Source organism: Corynebacterium sp. HMSC056F09 (genome assembly GCF_001815785.1).
Taxonomy (GTDB): Bacteria; Actinomycetota; Actinomycetes; order Mycobacteriales; family Mycobacteriaceae; genus Corynebacterium; species Corynebacterium hiratae.
In genome coordinates, this window is sequence record NZ_KV821912.1 from 1 (window position 1) to 19,561 (window position 19,561).

Consider the following 19,561-nt stretch of genomic DNA (forward strand, 5'->3'; position numbering starts at 1 on the left):
GTGGTGGCATCGTCAGTAATGGAGAGCGTGTTAGGGCCTTGCTCTCGGTAGGTGATGCGCACACCGGGTTTGGCGGTTCTTTTACGCTTGAGTTCTTTAAGCCGTGCGGTGGCGACCTGGCGGATGCGGTGTGCGGGAGTAGCGGCGAGTTTGGCTCGGAGGTTCCACGCATCCAGGGTCTTCTTGACCTTCGACACGTAGGTTTCAATCAGTGTGAGGGTGCCCAGGCTGTGGCGTTGGGCAAGGGCTGCAGCACGGGCTTTGCGTTGTTTGCCGGTAAAGCGGGTGGGGCCGAAGTACACCTGGTGTAGCTGTGACAGCTCGGCAGCATCGGCTGGGTCGGCGCCGAGCGTGCGGAGCTCATCGGGGGAGCCAGGTATATGCTCCACCAGCACAATCCCCGAGTTGCGAAGGCGGAGGTAGGTTTCAATATCCCCCATGGGCACAGAGACTAAAACATCACCCCCAACCCCGCAACCGGAGGAACAAAACTCCTGTTTAGCGGGGTAGTGGGGCTGGTACGAGAAAAGCCCCTCAGGTGAGGGGCTTGGCAACTACATCTCGGTGAGTGAGCGGTCACCCGACCATTCGATGTGGAAGGTGCCCTCGCGGTCCACGCGCTTGAAGGTGTGGGCGCCGAAGAAATCGCGCTGGCCCTGAATCAAGGCCGCAGGGAGGCGCTCGGCGCGCAGGCTGTCGTAGTAGGACAAAGAAGAAGCAAACACGGGTACCGGCAGCCCCAGCTGGGTGGCAGCCACAACGACGCGACGCCACGGGTCAATCAGGTTTTCCAGCTCACCCTTGAAGTACGGGTCCAGAATGAGGGCCGGAAGGTCGGCGTTATTGTCATAAGCCTCACGGATACGGTCGAGGAACTTCGCGCGAATGATGCAGCCGCCACGCCAGATGGTGGCCAAGTCGCGCGGGTCGACGTTCCAGCCGAACTCGTCCGAACCAGCCTTGATCTCATCAAAGCCCTGAGAATAGGCAATGAGCTTTGCGGCATAGAGCGCACGGCGAACGTCCTCGACGAACTCCGCCTTGTTCACGTTGAGCTCGGTGATCGTACCGGAGGGCAGCTGCCCCTCTTGGGCGGCGGCGCGCTGCGCGGTGGCCGAGGAGAGCGCACGCGCGAACACGGATTCCGCAATGCCGGTGATGGGGACGCCAAGCTCGAGGCCGTTAATGGCAGTCCAGCGGCCGGTGCCCTTCTGGCCGGCGGCGTCCACGATGACGTCGACAAGCGGGGCACCAGTGTCAGGATCGGTTTGCGCCAGCACCTCGGCGGTGATCTCAATGAGGTAGGAGTCCAGGTCGCCGGCATTCCACTCGCGGAAGACCTCAGCGATTTCAGCCGGTTCCATGCCCGCGCCATAGCGAAGGAGCTGGTAGGCCTCTCCGATAACCTGCATGTCGGCGTACTCAATGCCATTGTGCACCATCTTCACGAAGTGTCCCGCACCATCCGGGCCGATGTGAGTCACACACGGTGTGCCGTCCACCTCAGCGGCGATGGATTCCAGGATCGGCCCCAGAGTTTCCCAGGACTCGGCCGGACCGCCGGGCATAATGGATGGCCCGTTGAGCGCGCCTTCCTCGCCACCGGAAATGCCCGCGCCGACGAAGTGACGGCCCTGAGCTGCGACCTCCTTCTCGCGGCGAATGGTGTCCGTGAACAAGGCATTGCCACCGTCGATGATGATGTCGCCCTCATCCATGGCCTCGGCGAGCTGGTTAATGACGGCGTCGGTAGCCGCGCCCGCCTGCACCATGATGATTGCCTTACGTGGGCGCTCCAAGGAGGCCACGAAGTCCTCAACGGTCTCGGAAGGGATGAAGGTTCCTTCATCACCATGCTCGCTGATAAGCGCGCGCGTCTTCTCCGGGCTGCGGTTGTAGACCGCGACGGTGTTTCCGTTGCGGGCGAAGTTGCGCGCGAGGTTGGAGCCCATGACGGCCAAGCCCACAACACCAATCTGAGCGAGATCTGTCTTTTCAGCAGTTTGAGTCATGTCAACCATCCTACGTCACCGAAATCCACTAACCTGGTGTGGCATGAAACACTCTGAAATCTTCGAAAAGCTCGTCGCAGTATCCCAAACACGGCCGCTTAACGCCGAGGAACTGCAGCTCATTAATTCTCACCCGCAGGGCCTAGCCGGGCTCATCGGTTTGCGTTTCACGCGCATTTCCGCTGATGAGATTCGCTCCGAGGTTGACGTTGTTCCGGATCACCACCAGCCCTGGGGCGTGGCGAATGGAGGGCTTTTCTGCACGATTACGGAGTCCACCGCATCTGTGGGCAGCCTCATCCTCGCAGGCAAGCCGGTTGTCGGCGTGAACAACAACACAGATTTCCTCAAGCCCGTTGCCGAAGGCACCGTCACCGCCGTCGCTACGCCGCTGTACAAGGGCCGCCGCACGCAGCTGTGGGAGGTCAAGATCAGCCAGGGCGATGTACTCCTCGCTGCTTCCACGCTGCGCACCATGGTGGTGCAGTAGCCCCTACAACCAGTTATTGCGCCGGAACCACCACCACATTCCGGCCACGACCAAGACCATGAGGCCAATTGCCCCGTAATAGCCCCAAGGAAAATGCAGCTCCGGCATGATGTCGAAGTTCATTCCATAGATTCCTGCCACAAGTGTTGGCGCCGCCCACATGCCAACCACCGCAGAGATCGTGCGCATGTCGGAGTTTTGCTGCATGCTGATCTTGGCCACGGAGGCGTCGATAAGCGAGGTCAAGCGCTCATCGAACCCCGACACGTGGTCCTGGACCACCAGCTGGTGGTCGTTGACGTCGCGGATATAGGAGCGAATCGTCTTCGGAATGAGATCCTTGTGGTCCGCTACCATCGCCCGCAACGCTGGGGAAAGCGGCACGATGGCGTGCTTCATCTCCAAGATTTCGCGCTTGAACATGTAGATACGGTCGATGTTGGGCAGCGAATTCGGAGTGAAGATTTCTTCTTCTAATTCGTCGACCTCGATGGCGATGAGGCGGCAAATCTCCGAATAGCGGTCCACCATCATGTCCAGGATCTTCCACGCCAGCGAAATGGGGCCCTGCTCGACGAGGTCTTGCTCATCCTGGATCACATAGGCGAGATTGGGCAGCTTGGCGGAGTGGCGCACCGTGATAATGAACGTGGCGCCAATGATCATCTGGATTTCACCAGTGGAGATAATTTGGCGCTTATCGGCGACCTCGTCGTGGTCGCGGTAGTTCACCGACCGTGCCACCACGAAGAGCTGGTCGTCGTAGCGCTCCAGCTTGGGACGCTGGTGCGCCTGGACGACGTCCTCGACGATGAGCTCATGGATGCGGAATTCAGCCGCTACCTTCGTCATCTGCGATTCGAGCGGCTCGTGCAGGCCTACCCACACGAAGCCGCGGCCGTATTCTTCCACGGTTTGCAGCGCGCTGTGCGGGGTAAACTCACCGGGCAGCGCCTCGCCGTCGATGAACACTCGGCAGTGCTCAATGGCACGCTCGACAGGCACGGAAAAACTCGGCGTATTATTGTCCGAAGTGTTTTTCTTGCGTGGCTTGAATGGTGACGGTACAGATGGCATCGTGTCTCAGCCTCCTTCGCTTCGTATAGGCGTTTTATCAGAGCGGCTAAATCTTACACCTCTAAAGGCCTATACTCGTTGTCATGCCTACCTGGAAAGAAGTAACTGCCGCGAACCCCGCCCATTCCCACAACTTTGCACGGAAATGGAAGACGCTTCGCGCCCAGGGCAAGGATATCGATGGGGAAGCCCGGCTTATCGACGCCATGAGTGAACGCCACTCCCGCGTCCTCGACGCCGGCTGCGGTTCCGGACGGCTCGGAGGCGAGTTGGCCAAGCGCGGGCATACCGTAGTGGGTGTGGACGTCGATCCCATCCTGATCGAACATGCGGTTAACGATTATCCGGAGGCCCGCTGGGAGGTAGGTGACCTTTCGGAAGAGGAAATCCCAGAGGATAACTTCGACATCGCCGTGGCTGCGGGCAACGTCATGACTTTTATCGCTAACGAAGGGCGTGAGGCGGCCCTGCGCAACGTGTTTAACTCGCTTCGCCCTGGCGGCCGCTTCGTCGTCGGTTTCGGCGAGGGCCGCGGCTGGGGTTTCGAGGACTTCCTCGAACTGGCCCGCGTGGTGGGCTACCGAGTGGACTTCATTTTCTCCTCGTGGGACATGAAGGTCTTTAAGGAGAACTCCACCTTCATGGTGGCCGTGTTGACTCGCCCTGGCGCGGATCTGCTGGGCTAGCTTTGTGCCTCCGCGGCTAGGCGCCGGAGCCGGTGGCCGTGGTCAACGGGCCCGTGCCCGTGTCCGACGTGAAGCGCATCGGCATGTTTAATCGCTTCGTGGAGCCACTCGGTGGCCCATACCAGTGCCTCGTCGAGGGATTCGCCCGCGCCTAAACGCGCCGCTAGGGCTGAGGACAGGGAACAGCCGGTGCCGTGCGTGTTCTTTGTATCAATCCGCGGGCAGGGCACGCGCGTGATTTCGCCGGAAGGGCTTACGGTCGCGTTATCGGCCTGGGCACCATCGAGGTGACCGCCCTTGACTACGACCCACGTGTCGTTTTCGTGGGCCCACGTGGTTGCGACAGAGAGAGCATCATCAAAGGTGCGCGGTTCTGCTACGCCCGCGAGGACAGCGAGTTCCGGCAGGTTGGGTGTGACCACGGTCGCGCGGCGCGCCAGCTCCCGTACGGCGCGCTCCGCTTCCGGCTCGAGCAGGCGGTCACCGCTGGAGGCGACCATGACCGGATCGCAGACCACCGGCACACCCGCGGGGAGGGAAGCGAGGAAGTCGCTCACCGTTTCGGTGATAGCGACGGATCCCAGCATGCCGATCTTGACGGCGTCGATAGTCACGTCGTCCTTGACGCTTGCCAGCTGCTCACGCAGAAACTCCACCGGTGGTGTGTGGATAGCCCGCACGCCCTGCGTATTCTGCGCAACCAGGGCGGTCACCACGGCCATGCCGTAGGCCCCAGCGGCCTCAAAGGACTTGAGGTCGGCGTGAATACCAGCGCCGCCCGTCGGATCGGTGCCGGCGATGCTGAGGACACGGGGCAGCGCAGGTTGGCTCACGGTTTCTCCTTAAGCTTGGCTATTCTTTCGTCTACCGTACATGACTAAAGAAAAAGGAGAGAGGAAATTTCCTCTCTCCTTATAAGACGCGTAAGACCTAGTGGAGGTCGCGGTCAATCACGTTGCGAGCAACGCGCTGCTGCTGGGTGATCTCCAGGTTACCGCGGTCGCGCGAGAAGGCGTTGAGCAGCCAGTGCAGCGCAACGAGGGTGCGGCTGCGGAAGCCAACGATGTAGAAGATGTGCAGTCCGAGCCAGGAGATCCAGGCCGGGAAGCCAGCGAACTCGGTCTTGCCCAACTTGACCACTGCGTTGAAGCGGGAAATGACGGCCATGGAGCCCTTGTCGAAGTACTCAAACGGCTCGGCCTCGTTAGCGGTGGACTCCTCATCAATCTTGGCCTCGATGAGCTTGCCCACGTGGTTGCCGCCCTGGATGGCCACCTGGGCCACACCCGGAAGGCGGTTGAGGGAAATCATGTCGCCGACGATGTAGACGTTCTTGTACTCACCAACCGTGAGGTCCTCGTTTACGGAGACGCGGCCGGCCCGGTCTGCCTCCACGCCTGCCTGGTCGGCAATAAGCTTGCCCAGCGGGGAAGCGGCGACACCTGCAGACCAGATCTTGGTCGCAGCCTCGATGGTGACCTGTTCCTCGGTCTTCATGTTCTTGTAGGTGACGGCGTCAGCGGTGACGTCGGTAACCATGGCGTTGAGGCGCACGTCAACGCCCAGCTTCTCCAGGGTGCGCTGAGCCTTGCGGCCGAGGCGCTTGCCAAACGGAGGAAGCACCTGCGGCGCACCATCCAGGAGGTAAATCTTGGCGGAGGAGGAACCAAAGTTGGAGTAGGTGCCAGCGAAGGTGCGCTGGGCCAGCTCGGCGATCTGGCCGGTGAGCTCAACGCCAGTCGGGCCAGCGCCGACGATGACGAAGGTCAGTAGCTTTTCACGCTTGGCAGGATCCTCTTCCAACTCAGCCTTCTCGAAGGCGGAGATGATGCGGGAGCGGATCTCCAGGGCGTCGTCAAGCGTCTTCATGCCCGGCGCGTGCTCGGCAAAGTGGTCGTTGCCGAAGTAGGACTGGCCAGCGCCGGCGGCGACGATGAGGGAGTCGTAGCCGTAGGTGCGAACAGCGCCGTCAAGTTCTGCGGAGACGGTCTGTTCCTTGATATTGATGTCAGTGACTTCGCCGTTGACGAAGTTGACGTTGTCCTGATGGCGCAGGAGCTGACGCGTGGACGGGGCGATTTCGCCGGCGGAAATGACGCCGGTGGCTACCTGGTAGAGCATCGGCTGGAAGAGGTGGTGGTTCTTCTTGTCGATGAGGGTGATCTCAACATCCGCGTCCTTGAGCTTCTTGACGGCGTTGATGCCGCCGAAGCCGGCACCGATAACAACGACGTGGTGGCGGCCGTTACTAGGGCGGTGGGGAGTTTGCGCCATGGTGATTGAATACCTTCCTGAAGAAAGCTTGATTATTTTACCCGAGTCAGTCTAAACCTTTCTAGCGGTACATGCATACTTTATGGGTTATTAACTGGCTTTTTGGGCCGCGCCTCCACCTCTTCGTGGCCCGCTGGTTTTACTCTAAGTAAATACGTGTGTGCGATGAGGAAGGCTGGCTAGAGCGTGTATTCCCACTTGGCATCGATTGACGCTGCGACGTGGCCCGGCGTAGCAACCGTGCCCTCACCGCGTTTGCTGCGCTTTACGGGCGGCCGGACTGAAGCGGAGTTTGCGCAGGCCTGCGCCAAAGCAGGGGTGGAGCTGGAAGGCGAGGAGCCGGATCTGGCTGTGCTTCACGACGCCCTCTTTTCCCGCATCGCCGATTCGGGCTGGCTGGGCCTGGCTGAGTCTTATATGGCAGGGGAGTGGACGACGCCCGATTCCGATCGCTTGGTCAAGGTTCTCCTGCGGCTGTTGGGGGTGGGGTATCGGCCGAAAGCGAAGGAACTGGCGGTCGAGGCGTCGAGCCCCGGCGAGCTGCCCCTCGACGTGGTGAAGCTGTACGCGGGTGACTCCTTGAGCCATTCGGGCGGAATTTTCGCTAGCGGCGTTCCCACCACGGTGCGCGAGGCGGTCCGCAGCTATAGCGCACGGGTGGGGAGCAAGGAACCCAAGGAGCACTTCGTCGATGTGACGAGCGTGACCGAGCCGACGCATACGGACCGCGAGGACTTGGGTGATGCACAGCGCCGCGCTGCACAGTGGCTTCTCGACGCCACCCGCACCGGCGCCGGCACACATCTTCTGGTGTACCCGGCAACTGGTCTGCAGGTAGCAGTACAAGCCGTAGCCCGGCGCGCCACGGTCGACGTCCTTACGGGCGACACAGAACAGCAGGCGCTGTTCGACGAACAACTGCTTCTCGAAGGCGCCGCCGACTCTGTCCATGTGCAGGGCATCGAAACGGCGTTGCCCAATCCGAAGAAGTGGCGCGGGCGCTATGACGCGATTGTCAGCGTAGAGAAGTTAGAGACGCTATCGCCCCCCGAGCGCCGGCGCTACGTACAGATGCTGGATCGCTCGCTGGTCAGCGGTGGGCGTGTGGCTGTGGCCTCGTTGTTCGCCACCGACGCGATGACCCCGGCCGCTCGGTCTGCGATTCAGGTTCTGCGCGCCTATATTTGGCCCGGATTAGACTATCCGACGATCGAGGAGACACACCGACTCTTTGATAGGCGTTCCAACCTGCGCATCATCGCTCAGACCCACACCGGAAGCCACTACCTGGAAACGCTTCGCTACCAGCGCAGTTTCTTCGATGGGCGGCGCCGCGAAGCGGCGGCAGCGGGCTTCGACCAGGTTTTCCGCCGCCTCTGGACCTTCCAGTTCGCTCTCCGCGAGGCGCTGTTCACCTTAGGAATGCTGGATGCCGTGCACGTGGTGGCGACGCACCGCAACCGCGGAGGCCGCCGTTAGCGGTCTACACTGGGCGGCGCCAGAAGCACAACCACTTTGCGGCCCGGAGGGAAAGAACATGGCAGACCGCACAGGAATTATCGCGCACCGAGGGTATAACGGATGGTTCCCGGAGAATACGTACCGTGCCTTCGAGGAGGCTCTCAAGCTTGAGGTGGCCGGTGTGGAGTGCGACGTCAACCTGACCAAGGACGGGGAGGTAGTGGTTATCCACGACCAGACTGTGGATAGGACGTCGGACGGCACAGGCTCTGTCGGTGACATGACACTGGAGGAGCTGCGCACACTCAACTTTGGTACCGACGAGGATCCCCAACGCATTCTGCTTCTCGACGAACTGGTGGACCTCATCGAGTCATACCCCGGAAAGCAGCTGCTCATCGAGACGAAGCACCCGTCTCCTTTCGGGGCGCGACTCGAAGAGTCGGTGGCCGAAGTCCTGCGCAACCGACATCTCGATGCCGATCCACGGTTCAGTCTGATTTCCTTTAACCCTGAAGCAATTGCGCGATTTCGAAACCTATTGCCATCCCTGCGCTCCTTTCTTCTTTTGGAACCGGATGCGGGACTACCAGATTCCCTCGAGGGCGCTTCGGGCTTCGGGCCTTCCATTCGCCAGGCGCGGTTGGACGCTGACTTCTTTGCAGACGTCGACAGTCACTCCTACGTATGGACGGTGAACTTACCGAAGGACATGGAGTGGTGCCGTAACAATGGGATAGAGCTCATGGCAACGGACTTGCCAGAGCTAGCACTCGACGTTGTGCGCTCGGCGAGTTAGCGCCAAGCTACGCCCGTGGCCGTTGTGTTCATCCCCGAAAAGGTCTAGCTGGAAAGATGGTGGCGCTTTCTTGCCCGGGAGTTTCTATGGAGTTCTTTCTCCCGTGCTTTGTGTGACGTACCCCACGCACAGGGAGGGCTTTTGGGGGCTAGGCTCCTGGAATTTTCTTTTTGTTTATTCAATCAAAACGTTGAGTAAATCTTCTGTTTACTGCCTTGGTCTAGTTTCTTCTGCATGGCAAAAACCATCCCCGCGAGCGGGCGAACGGCTGCGATCCCTCCTGTTAACGAGAAGCCGATCGTCTCCGAGGAGTACGCGCGCCACCCACGCAAGCGAAAGCTTGACTGGCGCCAGATCGGCCTAGCGGCATTGCTGATTGGCCCGAACCTTCTCCTTCTCATTCTTTTCACCTATCGACCACTGGTCGATAACATCCGCATCTCTTTCTTTAACTGGAATATTTCATCGCCGACGATGACTTTTGTCGGTCTGCAGAACTACATCGACTGGTTCCAGGCGCCAGATACTGGACGCGTGGTGTTCAACACTGTCGTCTTCACCTTCTTCGCGGTGGTCGGTTCGATGGTTCTGGGGCTAGCGCTGGCATTGCTTCTGGATCAGAAACTGTTTGGCCGTGCGGCTGTGCGCTCAATGGTTTTCGCGCCCTATGTCATCGCTGGCGCGGCGATTGGCGTTGCCTTTCAGTTCGTCTTCGATCCTAACTACGGGCTCATTCAATACTTTTTGGGTCTTATCGGGGTCGATGTGCCGAACTTCTACCAGCAGCAGAACTGGGCACTGTTCATGATTACGGTGACCTACGTGTGGAAGAACGTGGGCTACGTTTTCGTCATCTATCTTGCTGCCCTGCAGGGGCGCCGCCGCGATCTCGATGAGGCCTCTGAGATTGACGGCACTCCGGCCGTGCGACATTTCTTCCGCGTGGTCCTGCCACAGCTTCGCGGTACCACGTTTTTCCTGTTAATCACTGTGCTGCTCAATTCCTTCCAGGTCTTCGACATCATCAACGCGATGACCGGCGGTGGACCGTTTGGTTACGGAACCTCCACGATGGTTTTCCAGGTGTACCAAGAGACGTTCATCAACAACCGTGCCGGCTATGGCGCTGCCGTAGCCACCATCATGTTCCTCGTCGTGCTTGTCATTACGGTGCTGCAGATCAAGTTGCAGGAAAGGATGGATAAGTAAATGTCCGAAAAACGCGCGATTCCGGCTTCCATCAAGGTAGGGCTCCCGCAAGCGAAAGGAGAGCTGCCACCGGTTCCTGGTTCGCAGTCCCTCGCAGCACCAGTCATCTCCGAGGCCCAGCGCAAGCGTAAAGGTGAGCCGGTTGATCACGGTCATCCAGCAACGAAGGTCGTCGGCTACATTGCCTTGGTACTGACAGTGCTGATGATTATGGTGCCGCTGTACTTCATCTTCATCACCAGCTTTAAGTCTTTCCAGGATGTGTATTCGGATCCGATTTCCTTCTGGCCTAATCCTTTTAAGGCAGAAAACTATTCCTATGTCTGGCAGACTTCTGGCTTTTCGAGCTACCTGAGAAACTCCATCATCATCACGCTGATTCTCACGGTGGTAGAGGTAGTCCTCGGAGTGCTGACTGCCTATGCCTTCGCATTCATTCGCTTCCCCGGCCGGAATCTGCTGTTCTTGCTCATCATCGCCTCGTTGATGGTGCCCAACCAGATCACCATTATTTCCAATTACTCGCTGGTTGCGTCATGGGGTTGGAGAGACACCTACGCTGGAGTCATCATCCCGTTGGCGGGCGTGGCGTTCGGTGCCTTCCTCATGCGCAATCACTTCCAATCATTGCCGCCGGAGATTCTCGAGGCCGCGCGCATGGACGGGGCAGGATTCTTCACAACCTTGTTCCGAGTGGTCCTGCCCATGTCGTGGCCAACGCTGTCCGCGTTCGTCCTGATCACCGTGGTCAATGAGTGGAACCAATACCTGTGGCCTTTCCTGATTACGGATACACCGGCTGCAGCCACCCTTCCGGTGGGCCTGACCCGCTTGCAGGATGCGGAAGGCGTGACCAACTGGGCGCCGGTGATGGCCGGCACAGTGCTGACAACCCTGCCCATGATCATCATCTTCCTCATACTCCAGAAGCCGATGATTAAGGGCCTGACTGCTGGAGCAGTCAAGGGCTAGCCTGCCTGCTATCCCGACGCCCAACTCGAACAAGTCCCCTGAACTCTTCACTTCTCAAGGAGAACCTCCCCATGTCTCGTAAGATTTCTACTCGCATTGTTGCCGCTTGCGCGGCACTTCTCACAACTATGTCCTTGACCGCCTGTGCAGGTGGTTCGACCACCGCAGGGAACGACTCAAAGGACGGCGGAGACGCCAACACCATCACCTTCTGGTCCAACCACCCGGGTTCTTCCCGTGATATAGAGCAAGAGCTCATTGATGAGTTCGAGAAGGAGAACCCAGATCTGAAGGTCGAACTGGTTACCGCAGGTTCCAACTACGAGGAAGTTGCACAGCGCTTTAACGCTGCCCTCGCAGGTGGCGACCTTCCCGACGTCCTCGTTGCTTCTGACGTCACGTGGTTCAACTTCGCGCTGAATGAGGCCACGACGCCGCTCGATGAGCTGTGGGAGATGAACGACATTGACTATGAGAGCTACGTCGACACCCTGCGCGAAGACTACAACTACAAGGACAAGCACTACGGCGTTCCGTACTCCCGCTCCACGAACCTGATGTACTGGAACACCGATGACCTCAAGGCAGCTGGACTTCCTACCGACCGTGGCCCGAAGGACTGGGAAGAATTCGACGAGTGGGCCACCAAGATCAAGGACAAGCTCGACAAGCCGGCCGTTACCGTTCCGGATGGATCCAACTACCTCGACTGGTACTTCCAGGGCATGATTTGGGCCTTCGGTGGCTCTTACTCTGATGAGTGGGAACCGAACTTTACGTCGAAGGAGTCCATCGAGGCTGGTAAATTCCTGCAGGACCAGGTCAAGGCCGGTCACATCGAAATCTCCACTGACCCGACCGTAGCCTTCGGCTCTGGCAAGGCCTCTGGGCTGCTGGAGTCCACTGGTTCTCTGGGCGGCCTGAAGGAGACGGCGACGATTCCATTCATCACCACCTACCTGCCAGGCCCTGGTCCTTCGGCAGCCACCGGTGGTGCTGGTCTGGCAGTGCCGGCTGGAATCTCTGACGAGCGCAAGGCTAACGCGGTCAAGTTCATTGACTTCCTGACGAACACCGAGAACACGATCAAGTTCTCCCAGAAGACGGGCTACATGCCGGTGCGCAAGGACGCCCTGGATGATCCGGAGGAGAAGAAGTTCTTGGAGGAGAACCCGAACGCCCAGACGGCAATCGAGCAGCTCAACGAGAACACCAAGCCGCAGGATTACGCTCGCGTCTTCGTGCCGGGCGGCGGACAGCGCATCGGTGGTGTTCTCGACCGCATCACTGTGGGCAATGAGGATGTGGAGTCCGCATTCGGCGACCTGCAGAAGGAGACGCAGAGCGTTATCGACCGCGACATCACCCCGAAGCTCAAGTAACACTTCGGATCGTTTGAAAGGACACCATGGCTACTGTTGAATTCCGTCAGGCTTCCAGGATTTATGACCCGAAAAAGCCACCGGCGGTCAGCCGCATTAACCTCGATATCAAGGACGGCGAGTTTCTAGTACTCGTCGGACCGTCTGGTTGCGGCAAGTCCACGACATTGCGCATGCTCGCTGGCCTTGAGCCAATCGACGAAGGCCAGATCTTCATCGAAGGGGCCGACGTTACCGAGACCCGCTCGCGGGACCGCGATGTAGCCATGGTGTTCCAGTCCTATGCGCTGTACCCCAACATGACAGCACGTCAGAACATGGCGTTTGCATTGCAAAATGCCAAGGTGGATAAGGCAACCATCGAAGAGCGCGTGAGCTTCGCTGCGAAAATGCTGGAGCTGGAGGACCTTATCGATCGCAAGCCCTCCGCAATGTCGGGTGGCCAGCGCCAGCGTGTGGCCATGGGGCGCGCTATCGTGCGCCAGCCCAAAGTCTTTCTCATGGATGAGCCCCTCTCCAACCTGGATGCGAAGCTCCGCGTATCCACGCGTGCGCAGATCCTTCAACTGCAGCGCGAGCTCAACACCACCACGGTCTATGTCACCCACGACCAAACTGAGGCAATGACCATGGGGGATCGCGTGTGTGTCCTCAAACAGGGCATTATTCAGCAGGTCGCCCCACCTAAAACACTGTATGAGAACCCCGGTAATTCCTTCGTCGCGACGTTCATCGGTTCGCCGGCTATGACTCTCATCGACAACGTCCCCTTCGTTGACGGTCGCGTCGTCAGTGGCAAAGACCAGGCGCTGGACTACTACATGCCACAGGAACAGGCCGCGAAGGTGGGAGCGGATCACGTCCTCGTTGGTGTGCGCCCAGAGAATTGGGAAATCATCGGCGTCAACCAACCAGGTGAAGAGTATGGGATACCGGTTAGGGTCGATATTGTGGAGCACTTAGGCTCCGAGCTTTACGTTTATGGTGGTCGCGAAGAGTCGGCCAATGACGGGACCGTGGTCCGCGGTGACCGCATCACGGTGAAGGTGCCGCGCGGCATTGACGTGCACCAGGGCGACACGATCTACCTTCGCCCGATGAAGGGCGGGTGCGTGTTTTTCGCCCCGGACACCGAAATCAATTACGACTATCTCTAACCCGGCTCCACCACATCTGTTGCGCCGGTGGCAGAGCTCTCGCCGAGGAGCATTGCCACCGGCGCGTTGCTTATGGAGTGACGACCGGACGGGAGGCCCGCTCCAACAGCACTGCGATTGATTCATAGGTCCGCCCGGAGATCATCTCCAGGCCCATCTCGCAGGTGCGGTTATCGGAGACGAAGGCGTCGAAGTGCTCCGCGTCGAGTGAAGCACGCTCCTCGCGCGTGGCGGACTCGACGAGCTCCGGGTGCAGCATGACGCGGTCACCGGCGGAGCCACAGCACATCGCGCCCTCTGGGACCTTGGCAGAACCGCAGAGGTTCGCCAGGTCAACCAGGGCCTGGCTCATGCCCATGTGGTCAGTCGAGCAAGTTGGGTGGACTGCGATGGAGCCCATGTTTTTCACGATGGGCAGGTGCGGGGCGATTTCATCACGGAGCCATTCCACGACATCGAGGATGCGCAGATCCTCCCAAAGCTTGCGGTCGGCAGGGGAGAGCACCTCAGGAACCGAATCGAGCAACCCGTGGGTGCAGCTGGCAGCATCAACCACGATGGGCAGCTGGCCGTGCTCCGACCAGTGCCAGAGGTCGCGCACAATCTTTTGAGCTTGGTACTCAAACCCTTCCTTGTAGCCCTTGGAGGACCACGGTGTGCCACAGCAATCGCCGGCGACATCCTCGGGGATCCACACCGGCTGGCCAGCACGGCGTCCCAGTTCCACGATGGCGCGCGGGAGATCGACCGAATCCTTAGCCGCTCCGGCTGGGCGGCCGAAGATGCGGTTGATGCAGGCAGGGAAGTAGAGCGCGCCAGCGCCCTCGCGCGGGGTTTCCGGCAGACGCGATGCGGCCTGCGGAAGCGGCCCCGGGACGGTGGGCAGCAAGTCGGGTGCTACCACGTTACGTGCCATGTTGGCGCCCAGCTCGAGGGGCTTGTGGGGAATCTTGTTGGCGGAGATGATGCCAGCGCGGGCAAGCTTTTCCACCAACTCCCAACGCTGTGCCGTCGTCAGTGCCACCTTCTCGCGGGCCGGGGTGGCCTGCTGGGCGCGCAGCTGTTTCATCACTGCGCCGGTGTCGATGCTAATCGGGCAGGGGATAGAGCAGGTGCCGTCGGCGGCGCACATGTCGACGGCGTCGTACTGATACTCCTTCTGCAGCTGCGCCAAGACCTCTGAGCCTTCTTCCTGCCGGGCCATCTCGCGGCGCAGCACGATGCGCTGGCGCGGGGTCACCGTGGCGTGGCGGGAGGGGCAGACAGGCTCACAGAAACCGCATTCCACACACGGGTTGATCTCTTCCTCGACCTTGGGGAAGGACTTGAAGTTGCGTAGGTGGATGGTCTGGTCCCGGGTGAGCTTCACGTTCGGTGCCAGGATGCCCTTGGGATCGATCATGTTCTTGACTTCCCAGAACAGCTCGAAGGCCTCCGTGCCCCACTCGTGCTCCAGGAAGGGGGCCATGTTCACGCCGGTGCCGTGCTCGGCCTTCATCGAGCCCTGGTACTTGTCAATGACCAGCTCGGCCAAATCATCCAAGAACGCGGCATAGGACTCGCGCTCCTCCTCGACATCAAAGCGCGGCGTGAAGAAGAAGTGCAGGTTGCCAAAAGCAGCGTGGCCCATGACCGATTCCGGGTAGCCATACTTGGCCTGCAAGTCCAACAGGTCCGCTGCGGCCTCACCGACCTGGGAAGGCGGGAAGCAGACATCCTCGGTGATGTACGCCGTGCCGTTCGGGCGGTCTGCGCCCAGCAGGCCGTACAGGCCGTTGCGCAGCTCCCACGCGCCGCGCATGCCTTCCGCGGTGGTGAGGAATTCGAGGGGGCGGAGTAGTGGGGCGTCGGCAAGCACGGTGCGTAGGCGATCCATGGCCTTGTCCAAGTCTGCCTCGTCGCTGCCGCCGACCTCGACGAGGAGTGCTGCGGCGTCATCATTGAGGTTGCGCCACGATTCCGGCGCGTGCGCATAGTGCTCGGCGGAACGGCGCATGACCGGGGCGACTAGGAGCTCGCAGGCTTCCGCGCCGGTCTCCATGATGGGGTGCACGTAGTTGGCCGCATCGCGGAGGTTGGGCAGTTCGACCCAGGTCGTGGCCTTGACGCGAGGGAGCTTCACAGTCCGGATGACGGATTCCGTGATAGCACCGAAGATGCCCTCGGAGCCGATGAGCAGGCGCTTGAGGATGTGCACGGGTTCGTCTTCATCGAGGAAGGCATCAATTCGCAGTCCATTGGTGTTGCGAATAGAGAACTTAGTGCGCAGGAACTTCACCATCTCGGTGTTGGCGCGCAGCTTATCGCGGAAGGCCAGCAGATCGGCGTGGAGCTTCGGCTCTTGCTTGCGGAAGGCCTCGTCTCCACGGGACGTATCCACGATGGTGCCAGAAGGCAAGACGAAGATCAGCTCTTCGATGCTGTGGTAGCTATCGCGTTCCAAGGAGCAGCGCATGCCGCCGGAGTTATCGGCCAGCACGCCACCGATGGTGCACACGGACGTGGATCCCGGGTCCGGCCCCAGCATGAAGCCATGGCGGGAGAGTACTGCCTGGGCATCGCCCAAGATGACGCCGGGGCGCGACCACAGCTTGCGGCCTTCTTCGCGCACTTCCATGCCGCCGAAGTGGGTCTTGACATCGACGAGGATGTCATCGCCCATGGCCTGGCCGTTCAGGGACGTTCCTGCTGCGCGGAAGGTCATGTGGCGACCGTGAGAATCGCAGTACTTCATGAGCGCAGCGAGGTCCGCTGCGTTGCGCGGGGAAACCACCATGTTCGGGATGGATCGGTAGGGGCCGGCATCGGAGGAGAAGCGCACGAGATCGCTGAGACGTCCGTGCACGTTTTCTGCGCCGACGATGGCTTCCATGTCCGCAACCAGCTCGGCGGGGGAGCCGTGGCGGTAGCGCTCGGAAACGGCGTCGGCCTGGCTGGTAGCGCCGGCCGGGCGTGAGAAACGAGAGGAATCGGGGCTTAGTAGCTTGGACATATTTCTAATCTATCGCTTGACAGTAAATCTCGACCAAACTGGGTACGTGAGGTTCATCATATGGGATACTCAATTCATATAGTGAGACACATTCTGGAAAGGAAACACTATGACGAACCTGCGCACAGAAGGGGAGACTGGCGAGAAACTCGCCGTCTACATCTTTCCCATCGTTATTGTTGCCTGCGCCATTGTCGCCTTTTTGAGCCCCAGCACCTTTGAGCCGGTGGGGCAGTACACCTCGCAATTGCTTATGGTCATCATGTTTTCCATGGGGCTTACCCTGACGATTCCGGACCTGGCCCTGGTGGCGAAGCGCCCATTGCCCATCTTCTTGGGCGTTCTCTGTCAGTTTGCCATCATGCCGACGAGTGCCGTGCTCGTGGCTAAACTGCTAGGGCTTTCCGACGCCGCCACCGTCGGCCTCATCCTTCTCGGGTCGGTCCCCGGCGGTACGGCCTCCAACGTGATGGCCTACCTGGCCAAGGGTGATGTGGCGCTGTCGGTGGCGATGACCTCGGTATCCACGCTGGTCTCGCCGATCATGACGCCGTTGCTCATGCTGTGGTTGGCAGGGCAGACCGCGGAGGTCAATGGTGCTGGCATGATGTGGTCGCTGGTACAGACCGTCCTCATACCGGTAGGCCTGGGTCTGCTGCTGCGCGTGATTGCAAGCAAGGCGGTAGACAAAGTTCTGCCGGCCCTGCCGTGGGTGGCCATCGCCGGCATCGGAGGCGTTGTCACAGCGGTGGTGTCGAAATTGCAGGATAAGCTGGTCACCGTTGGTCTCGTCGTGTTTATCGGCGTGGCTATCCAGAACCTTATCGGATTTCTCTTTGGCTACTACATGGCGAAGCTAGCCCGCCAGCGCGAGGCAGCGGCGCGCACCACGGCAATTGAAGTAGCAACCCAGAACTCGGGGCTTGCCTCGGCATTGGCGTTGCAGTTCTTTAGCCCGGAGGCTGCGCTGCCGGGTGTGGTCGCCGCGGTGTGGGCCAACGTCACTGGCGCAGTCTTCTCCGCCATCGTGCGTCGCAAGCCCATCGACGCCGAGGTGGAATCCAGTAAAACTGCCGTTTCTGTGTAGCAGGTTGCCCATCCGGGCAACTAGCTCTGCATAGGTGGTTGGCACATGTTTGCCGGCCATCTGCTTTCCATTTGTGCAGACCTGGAAGTGCAGACTCGCTGGTCGTCGCAAAGCACTGCCTGGGCGCTTGACGACACCCACCTGCAGGTCTGCACTTCCAGATCTGTACTTTTGGAAGCAACGGGGGCGCGGTCCCCATGGTGCGAACCCCATACGGTGCGAGGTGAAGCGCCAATGTGGGGTTGCACCGCAACAAAAATCTCCCCGCCCCTCGGTGAGCACCACCGAAAGGAGACGGGGAGAAGCTTGTGTCTGAAGGCCTAAACCTGGGAAAGATCCTGGTCCTTCAGCTCCTGCATCATGAGGATAGCGATGAGGGAGATGAAGCAGACGATGATGAGGTAATAGCCCACGTAGCTCACGTTAAAGGCGCTGACCAGCCACGTTGCGATAAACGGGGCCACGGCGGCGCCGAGGATGGAGGAGACGTTGTACGCGATGCCGGAACCGGTGTAGCGGACGTTAGTGGGGAAGAGCTCCGGCAAGACAGCCGACATGGGGCCGAAGATGAGGCCCATGATGAACATGCCGACGAGCAAGAAGCCGAGGACCGAGTTGCGGTCAGCGTGTTCGATGCCGAGGAAGAAGGGGAAGCTGAAACCGAAGGCAATCATGATGAGTGAAGTCACGACCAAGATCGGCTTGCGGCCATACCTATCCGACAGCATGGAAGAAACAGGAATGCCGATGATGAACATGAAGATGGAGATCAGCTGGATCTCCAGGAACTCCAGGTAGGGGATTCCCAAACCCAGCCCCTGGGATTTATCGCCGATACCGTAGGAGAGAATCCAGGTGGTGACTAGGTAGAACAGCGTGTAACAGGAGACCATGACGAAGGTACCGATGATCATCGGCTTCCAGGCAGTGCGGAAAGCCTCCACCATGGGGGTCTTGACCTTCTTGCCTTCGTCTACTGCCTGCTGGAAGACAGGTGTTTCCTCCAGGCGCAGGCGGACGTAGAGGCCAATGAGGACCATGACAGCGGAGGCGAGGAAGGGCAAGCGCCAGCCCCATTCCATGAAGGTGCCGGTCGTGTCGCCGCGGGAGTAATCCATGGTCGCAACCAGAGTCAGGAAGAAGCCATTGGCGAGCAAGAACCCGAAAGGTGCGCCGAACTGCGGCCACATGGCGGCGGAAGCGCGCTTGCCTTCCTCGGCGGTCTCGGAAGCCAGCAAAGCTGCACCGGACCATTCGCCGCCCAAGCCCAAACCCTGGCAGAAGCGCATCAGGGCCAACAGGGCAGGCGCGATGATGCCCGCGGTCTGGTACGTGGGGAGGACGCCGATGATGAAGGTAGCAATGCCCATCGTCAGGAGTGCACCCACGAGGGTGGCCTTGCGGCCGATGCGATCGCCAAAGTGTCCAAAGAGCACTGAGCCCAGTGGCCGGGCAATGAAGGCCAGGCCGAAGGTGGCAAAGGACTGGAGCAGGGCAACGGTGGGGTCCTCGGTCTTCGGGAAGAAGAGGAAAGGAAAGACGGCTACGGCTGCCGTGGCATAAATATAGAAGTCATAGAACTCGATGGTCGTACCAATGGTCGATGCCACGGCCACACGCACGCGGTCACGTTTTGTGAGCTGCTGTGCTGGGGCCGCTGTCTTTGGCGGCGTGGTGCTGACGGCGGTCATGTGGGAAGCGCCCTCCTTGATAATTTCAATAGAGTGATTGATTATGTGGGAAACATTACCGTCCCATAGATTGAAATCCAACTCTCACCACATGATAAATTTGCGAGAACTGGGAAGAGGTTGACATGTTGTGGTGCTGTGGCCGTGACTATTGGGCGGGGAGGGTGCGCAAATACAATCTGACATAATGTACATTATCGGACAATAATTTATGTAGTGGGAAGATGTGACTTAGCATCTCCCGGACCTGACCCCTGTTTGGTAGACACCTG

At 59.8% G+C, this 19,561-nt stretch carries 15 protein-coding genes and 1 pseudogene; 9 read left to right on the forward strand and 7 right to left on the reverse strand.

Annotated elements, in window-relative coordinates; translation table 11 throughout:
* Together HMPREF3056_RS03680 and gndA are read right to left on the reverse strand one after the other, a co-directional pair.
* A pseudogene (locus HMPREF3056_RS03680) lies at positions 1-440 on the reverse strand (HNH endonuclease); the annotation flags it as partial.
* A gap of 114 nt (positions 441-554) precedes the next feature.
* Entirely contained in the window at positions 555-2,012 is a 1,458-nt protein-coding gene (gndA, locus tag HMPREF3056_RS03685; RefSeq protein WP_070512758.1) for an NADP-dependent phosphogluconate dehydrogenase, read from the reverse strand.
* 43 nt (positions 2,013-2,055) lie between these two features.
* Between gndA and HMPREF3056_RS03690 the strand changes: the two genes are divergently transcribed.
* Positions 2,056-2,502, forward strand: a complete 447-nt coding sequence (locus HMPREF3056_RS03690) for a PaaI family thioesterase (RefSeq protein ID WP_070517782.1) — start codon at positions 2,056-2,058, stop codon at positions 2,500-2,502.
* A gap of 3 nt (positions 2,503-2,505) precedes the next feature.
* Here HMPREF3056_RS03690 and corA read toward each other — a convergent pair whose 3' ends face one another.
* The gene (gene corA, locus HMPREF3056_RS03695; protein WP_046649381.1) at positions 2,506-3,579 is read right to left on the reverse strand and encodes a magnesium/cobalt transporter CorA; all 1,074 of its coding nucleotides are present in this window, start codon (positions 3,577-3,579) and stop codon (positions 2,506-2,508) included.
* Positions 3,580-3,662: 83 nt separating this feature from the next.
* On the opposite strand from corA, the gene HMPREF3056_RS03700 reads away from it, so the two are divergent.
* Positions 3,663-4,265, forward strand: coding sequence for a class I SAM-dependent methyltransferase (locus HMPREF3056_RS03700; protein ID WP_046649380.1), 603 nt, complete (start codon positions 3,663-3,665; stop codon positions 4,263-4,265).
* Here HMPREF3056_RS03700 and thiD read toward each other — a convergent pair.
* Together thiD and HMPREF3056_RS03710 are read right to left on the reverse strand one after the other, a co-directional pair.
* Entirely contained in the window at positions 4,262-5,098 is an 837-nt protein-coding gene (gene thiD / locus HMPREF3056_RS03705) for a bifunctional hydroxymethylpyrimidine kinase/phosphomethylpyrimidine kinase (RefSeq protein ID WP_070754121.1), read from the reverse strand. The two genes, HMPREF3056_RS03700 and thiD, sit on opposite strands and share 4 nt — an antisense overlap.
* 97 nt (positions 5,099-5,195) lie before the next feature.
* Complete coding sequence (locus HMPREF3056_RS03710; protein WP_070754122.1) at positions 5,196-6,539, reverse strand: NAD(P)/FAD-dependent oxidoreductase; 1,344 nt, start codon at positions 6,537-6,539, stop codon at positions 5,196-5,198.
* Positions 6,540-6,725: 186 nt separating this feature from the next.
* On the opposite strand from HMPREF3056_RS03710, the gene HMPREF3056_RS03715 reads away from it, so the two are divergent.
* From HMPREF3056_RS03715 to HMPREF3056_RS03740, 6 genes are all read left to right on the forward strand, one after another.
* Positions 6,726-8,018, forward strand: a complete 1,293-nt coding sequence (locus HMPREF3056_RS03715; RefSeq protein WP_070547447.1) for a class I SAM-dependent methyltransferase — start codon at positions 6,726-6,728, stop codon at positions 8,016-8,018.
* Positions 8,019-8,076: 58 nt separating this feature from the next.
* Complete coding sequence (locus HMPREF3056_RS03720; RefSeq protein WP_070512744.1) at positions 8,077-8,799, forward strand: glycerophosphodiester phosphodiesterase; 723 nt, start codon at positions 8,077-8,079, stop codon at positions 8,797-8,799.
* Positions 8,800-9,033: 234 nt separating this feature from the next.
* On the forward strand, positions 9,034-10,008 hold the full coding sequence (locus HMPREF3056_RS03725) for a carbohydrate ABC transporter permease (RefSeq protein ID WP_046649375.1): 975 nt from the start codon (positions 9,034-9,036) through the stop codon (positions 10,006-10,008).
* A complete protein-coding gene (locus tag HMPREF3056_RS03730) occupies positions 10,009-10,980 on the forward strand; it encodes a carbohydrate ABC transporter permease (protein ID WP_070754123.1) in 972 nt (323 codons plus the stop codon).
* A 71-nt stretch (positions 10,981-11,051) separates the two neighbouring features.
* Positions 11,052-12,362 carry an ABC transporter substrate-binding protein gene (locus HMPREF3056_RS03735; protein ID WP_046649373.1) on the forward strand — a complete coding sequence of 437 codons (1,311 nt, stop codon included), beginning with the start codon at positions 11,052-11,054 and terminating at the stop codon, positions 12,360-12,362.
* 26 nt (positions 12,363-12,388) lie between these two features.
* A complete protein-coding gene (locus HMPREF3056_RS03740) occupies positions 12,389-13,519 on the forward strand; it encodes an ABC transporter ATP-binding protein (protein WP_070754124.1) in 1,131 nt (376 codons plus the stop codon).
* Positions 13,520-13,589: 70 nt separating this feature from the next.
* On the opposite strand, the gene HMPREF3056_RS03745 is transcribed toward HMPREF3056_RS03740, so the two are convergent.
* The gene (locus HMPREF3056_RS03745; protein ID WP_070754125.1) at positions 13,590-16,511 is read right to left on the reverse strand and encodes an FAD-binding and (Fe-S)-binding domain-containing protein; all 2,922 of its coding nucleotides are present in this window, start codon (positions 16,509-16,511) and stop codon (positions 13,590-13,592) included.
* Positions 16,512-16,620: 109 nt separating this feature from the next.
* Between HMPREF3056_RS03745 and HMPREF3056_RS03750 the strand changes: the two genes are divergently transcribed.
* On the forward strand, positions 16,621-17,598 hold the full coding sequence (locus HMPREF3056_RS03750) for a bile acid:sodium symporter family protein (protein ID WP_070754126.1): 978 nt from the start codon (positions 16,621-16,623) through the stop codon (positions 17,596-17,598).
* 320 nt (positions 17,599-17,918) lie between these two features.
* Here HMPREF3056_RS03750 and HMPREF3056_RS03755 read toward each other — a convergent pair whose 3' ends face one another.
* Complete coding sequence (locus HMPREF3056_RS03755; protein WP_070512732.1) at positions 17,919-19,289, reverse strand: MFS transporter; 1,371 nt, start codon at positions 19,287-19,289, stop codon at positions 17,919-17,921.
* Positions 19,290-19,561: the final 272 nt, after the last annotated feature.

What these genes read in the sequence shown, in the direction of transcription:
- HMPREF3056_RS03720 (WP_070512744.1), top strand. Translation starts at nt 8,077, where the DNA reads ATGGCAGACCGCACAGGAATTATCGCGCACCGAGGGTATAACGGATGG.
- gndA (WP_070512758.1), bottom strand. Translation starts at nt 2,012, where the DNA reads ATGACTCAAACTGCTGAAAAGACAGATCTCGCTCAGATTGGTGTTGTG.
- HMPREF3056_RS03740 (WP_070754124.1), top strand. Translation starts at nt 12,389, where the DNA reads ATGGCTACTGTTGAATTCCGTCAGGCTTCCAGGATTTATGACCCGAAA.
- HMPREF3056_RS03745 (WP_070754125.1), bottom strand. Translation starts at nt 16,511, where the DNA reads ATGTCCAAGCTACTAAGCCCCGATTCCTCTCGTTTCTCACGCCCGGCC.
- corA (WP_046649381.1), bottom strand. Translation starts at nt 3,579, where the DNA reads ATGCCATCTGTACCGTCACCATTCAAGCCACGCAAGAAAAACACTTCG.
- HMPREF3056_RS03750 (WP_070754126.1), top strand. Translation starts at nt 16,621, where the DNA reads ATGACGAACCTGCGCACAGAAGGGGAGACTGGCGAGAAACTCGCCGTC.
- HMPREF3056_RS03700 (WP_046649380.1), top strand. Translation starts at nt 3,663, where the DNA reads ATGCCTACCTGGAAAGAAGTAACTGCCGCGAACCCCGCCCATTCCCAC.
- HMPREF3056_RS03710 (WP_070754122.1), bottom strand. Translation starts at nt 6,539, where the DNA reads ATGGCGCAAACTCCCCACCGCCCTAGTAACGGCCGCCACCACGTCGTT.
- HMPREF3056_RS03735 (WP_046649373.1), top strand. Translation starts at nt 11,052, where the DNA reads ATGTCTCGTAAGATTTCTACTCGCATTGTTGCCGCTTGCGCGGCACTT.
- HMPREF3056_RS03690 (WP_070517782.1), top strand. Translation starts at nt 2,056, where the DNA reads ATGAAACACTCTGAAATCTTCGAAAAGCTCGTCGCAGTATCCCAAACA.
- HMPREF3056_RS03730 (WP_070754123.1), top strand. Translation starts at nt 10,009, where the DNA reads ATGTCCGAAAAACGCGCGATTCCGGCTTCCATCAAGGTAGGGCTCCCG.
- HMPREF3056_RS03725 (WP_046649375.1), top strand. Translation starts at nt 9,034, where the DNA reads ATGGCAAAAACCATCCCCGCGAGCGGGCGAACGGCTGCGATCCCTCCT.
- HMPREF3056_RS03755 (WP_070512732.1), bottom strand. Translation starts at nt 19,289, where the DNA reads ATGACCGCCGTCAGCACCACGCCGCCAAAGACAGCGGCCCCAGCACAG.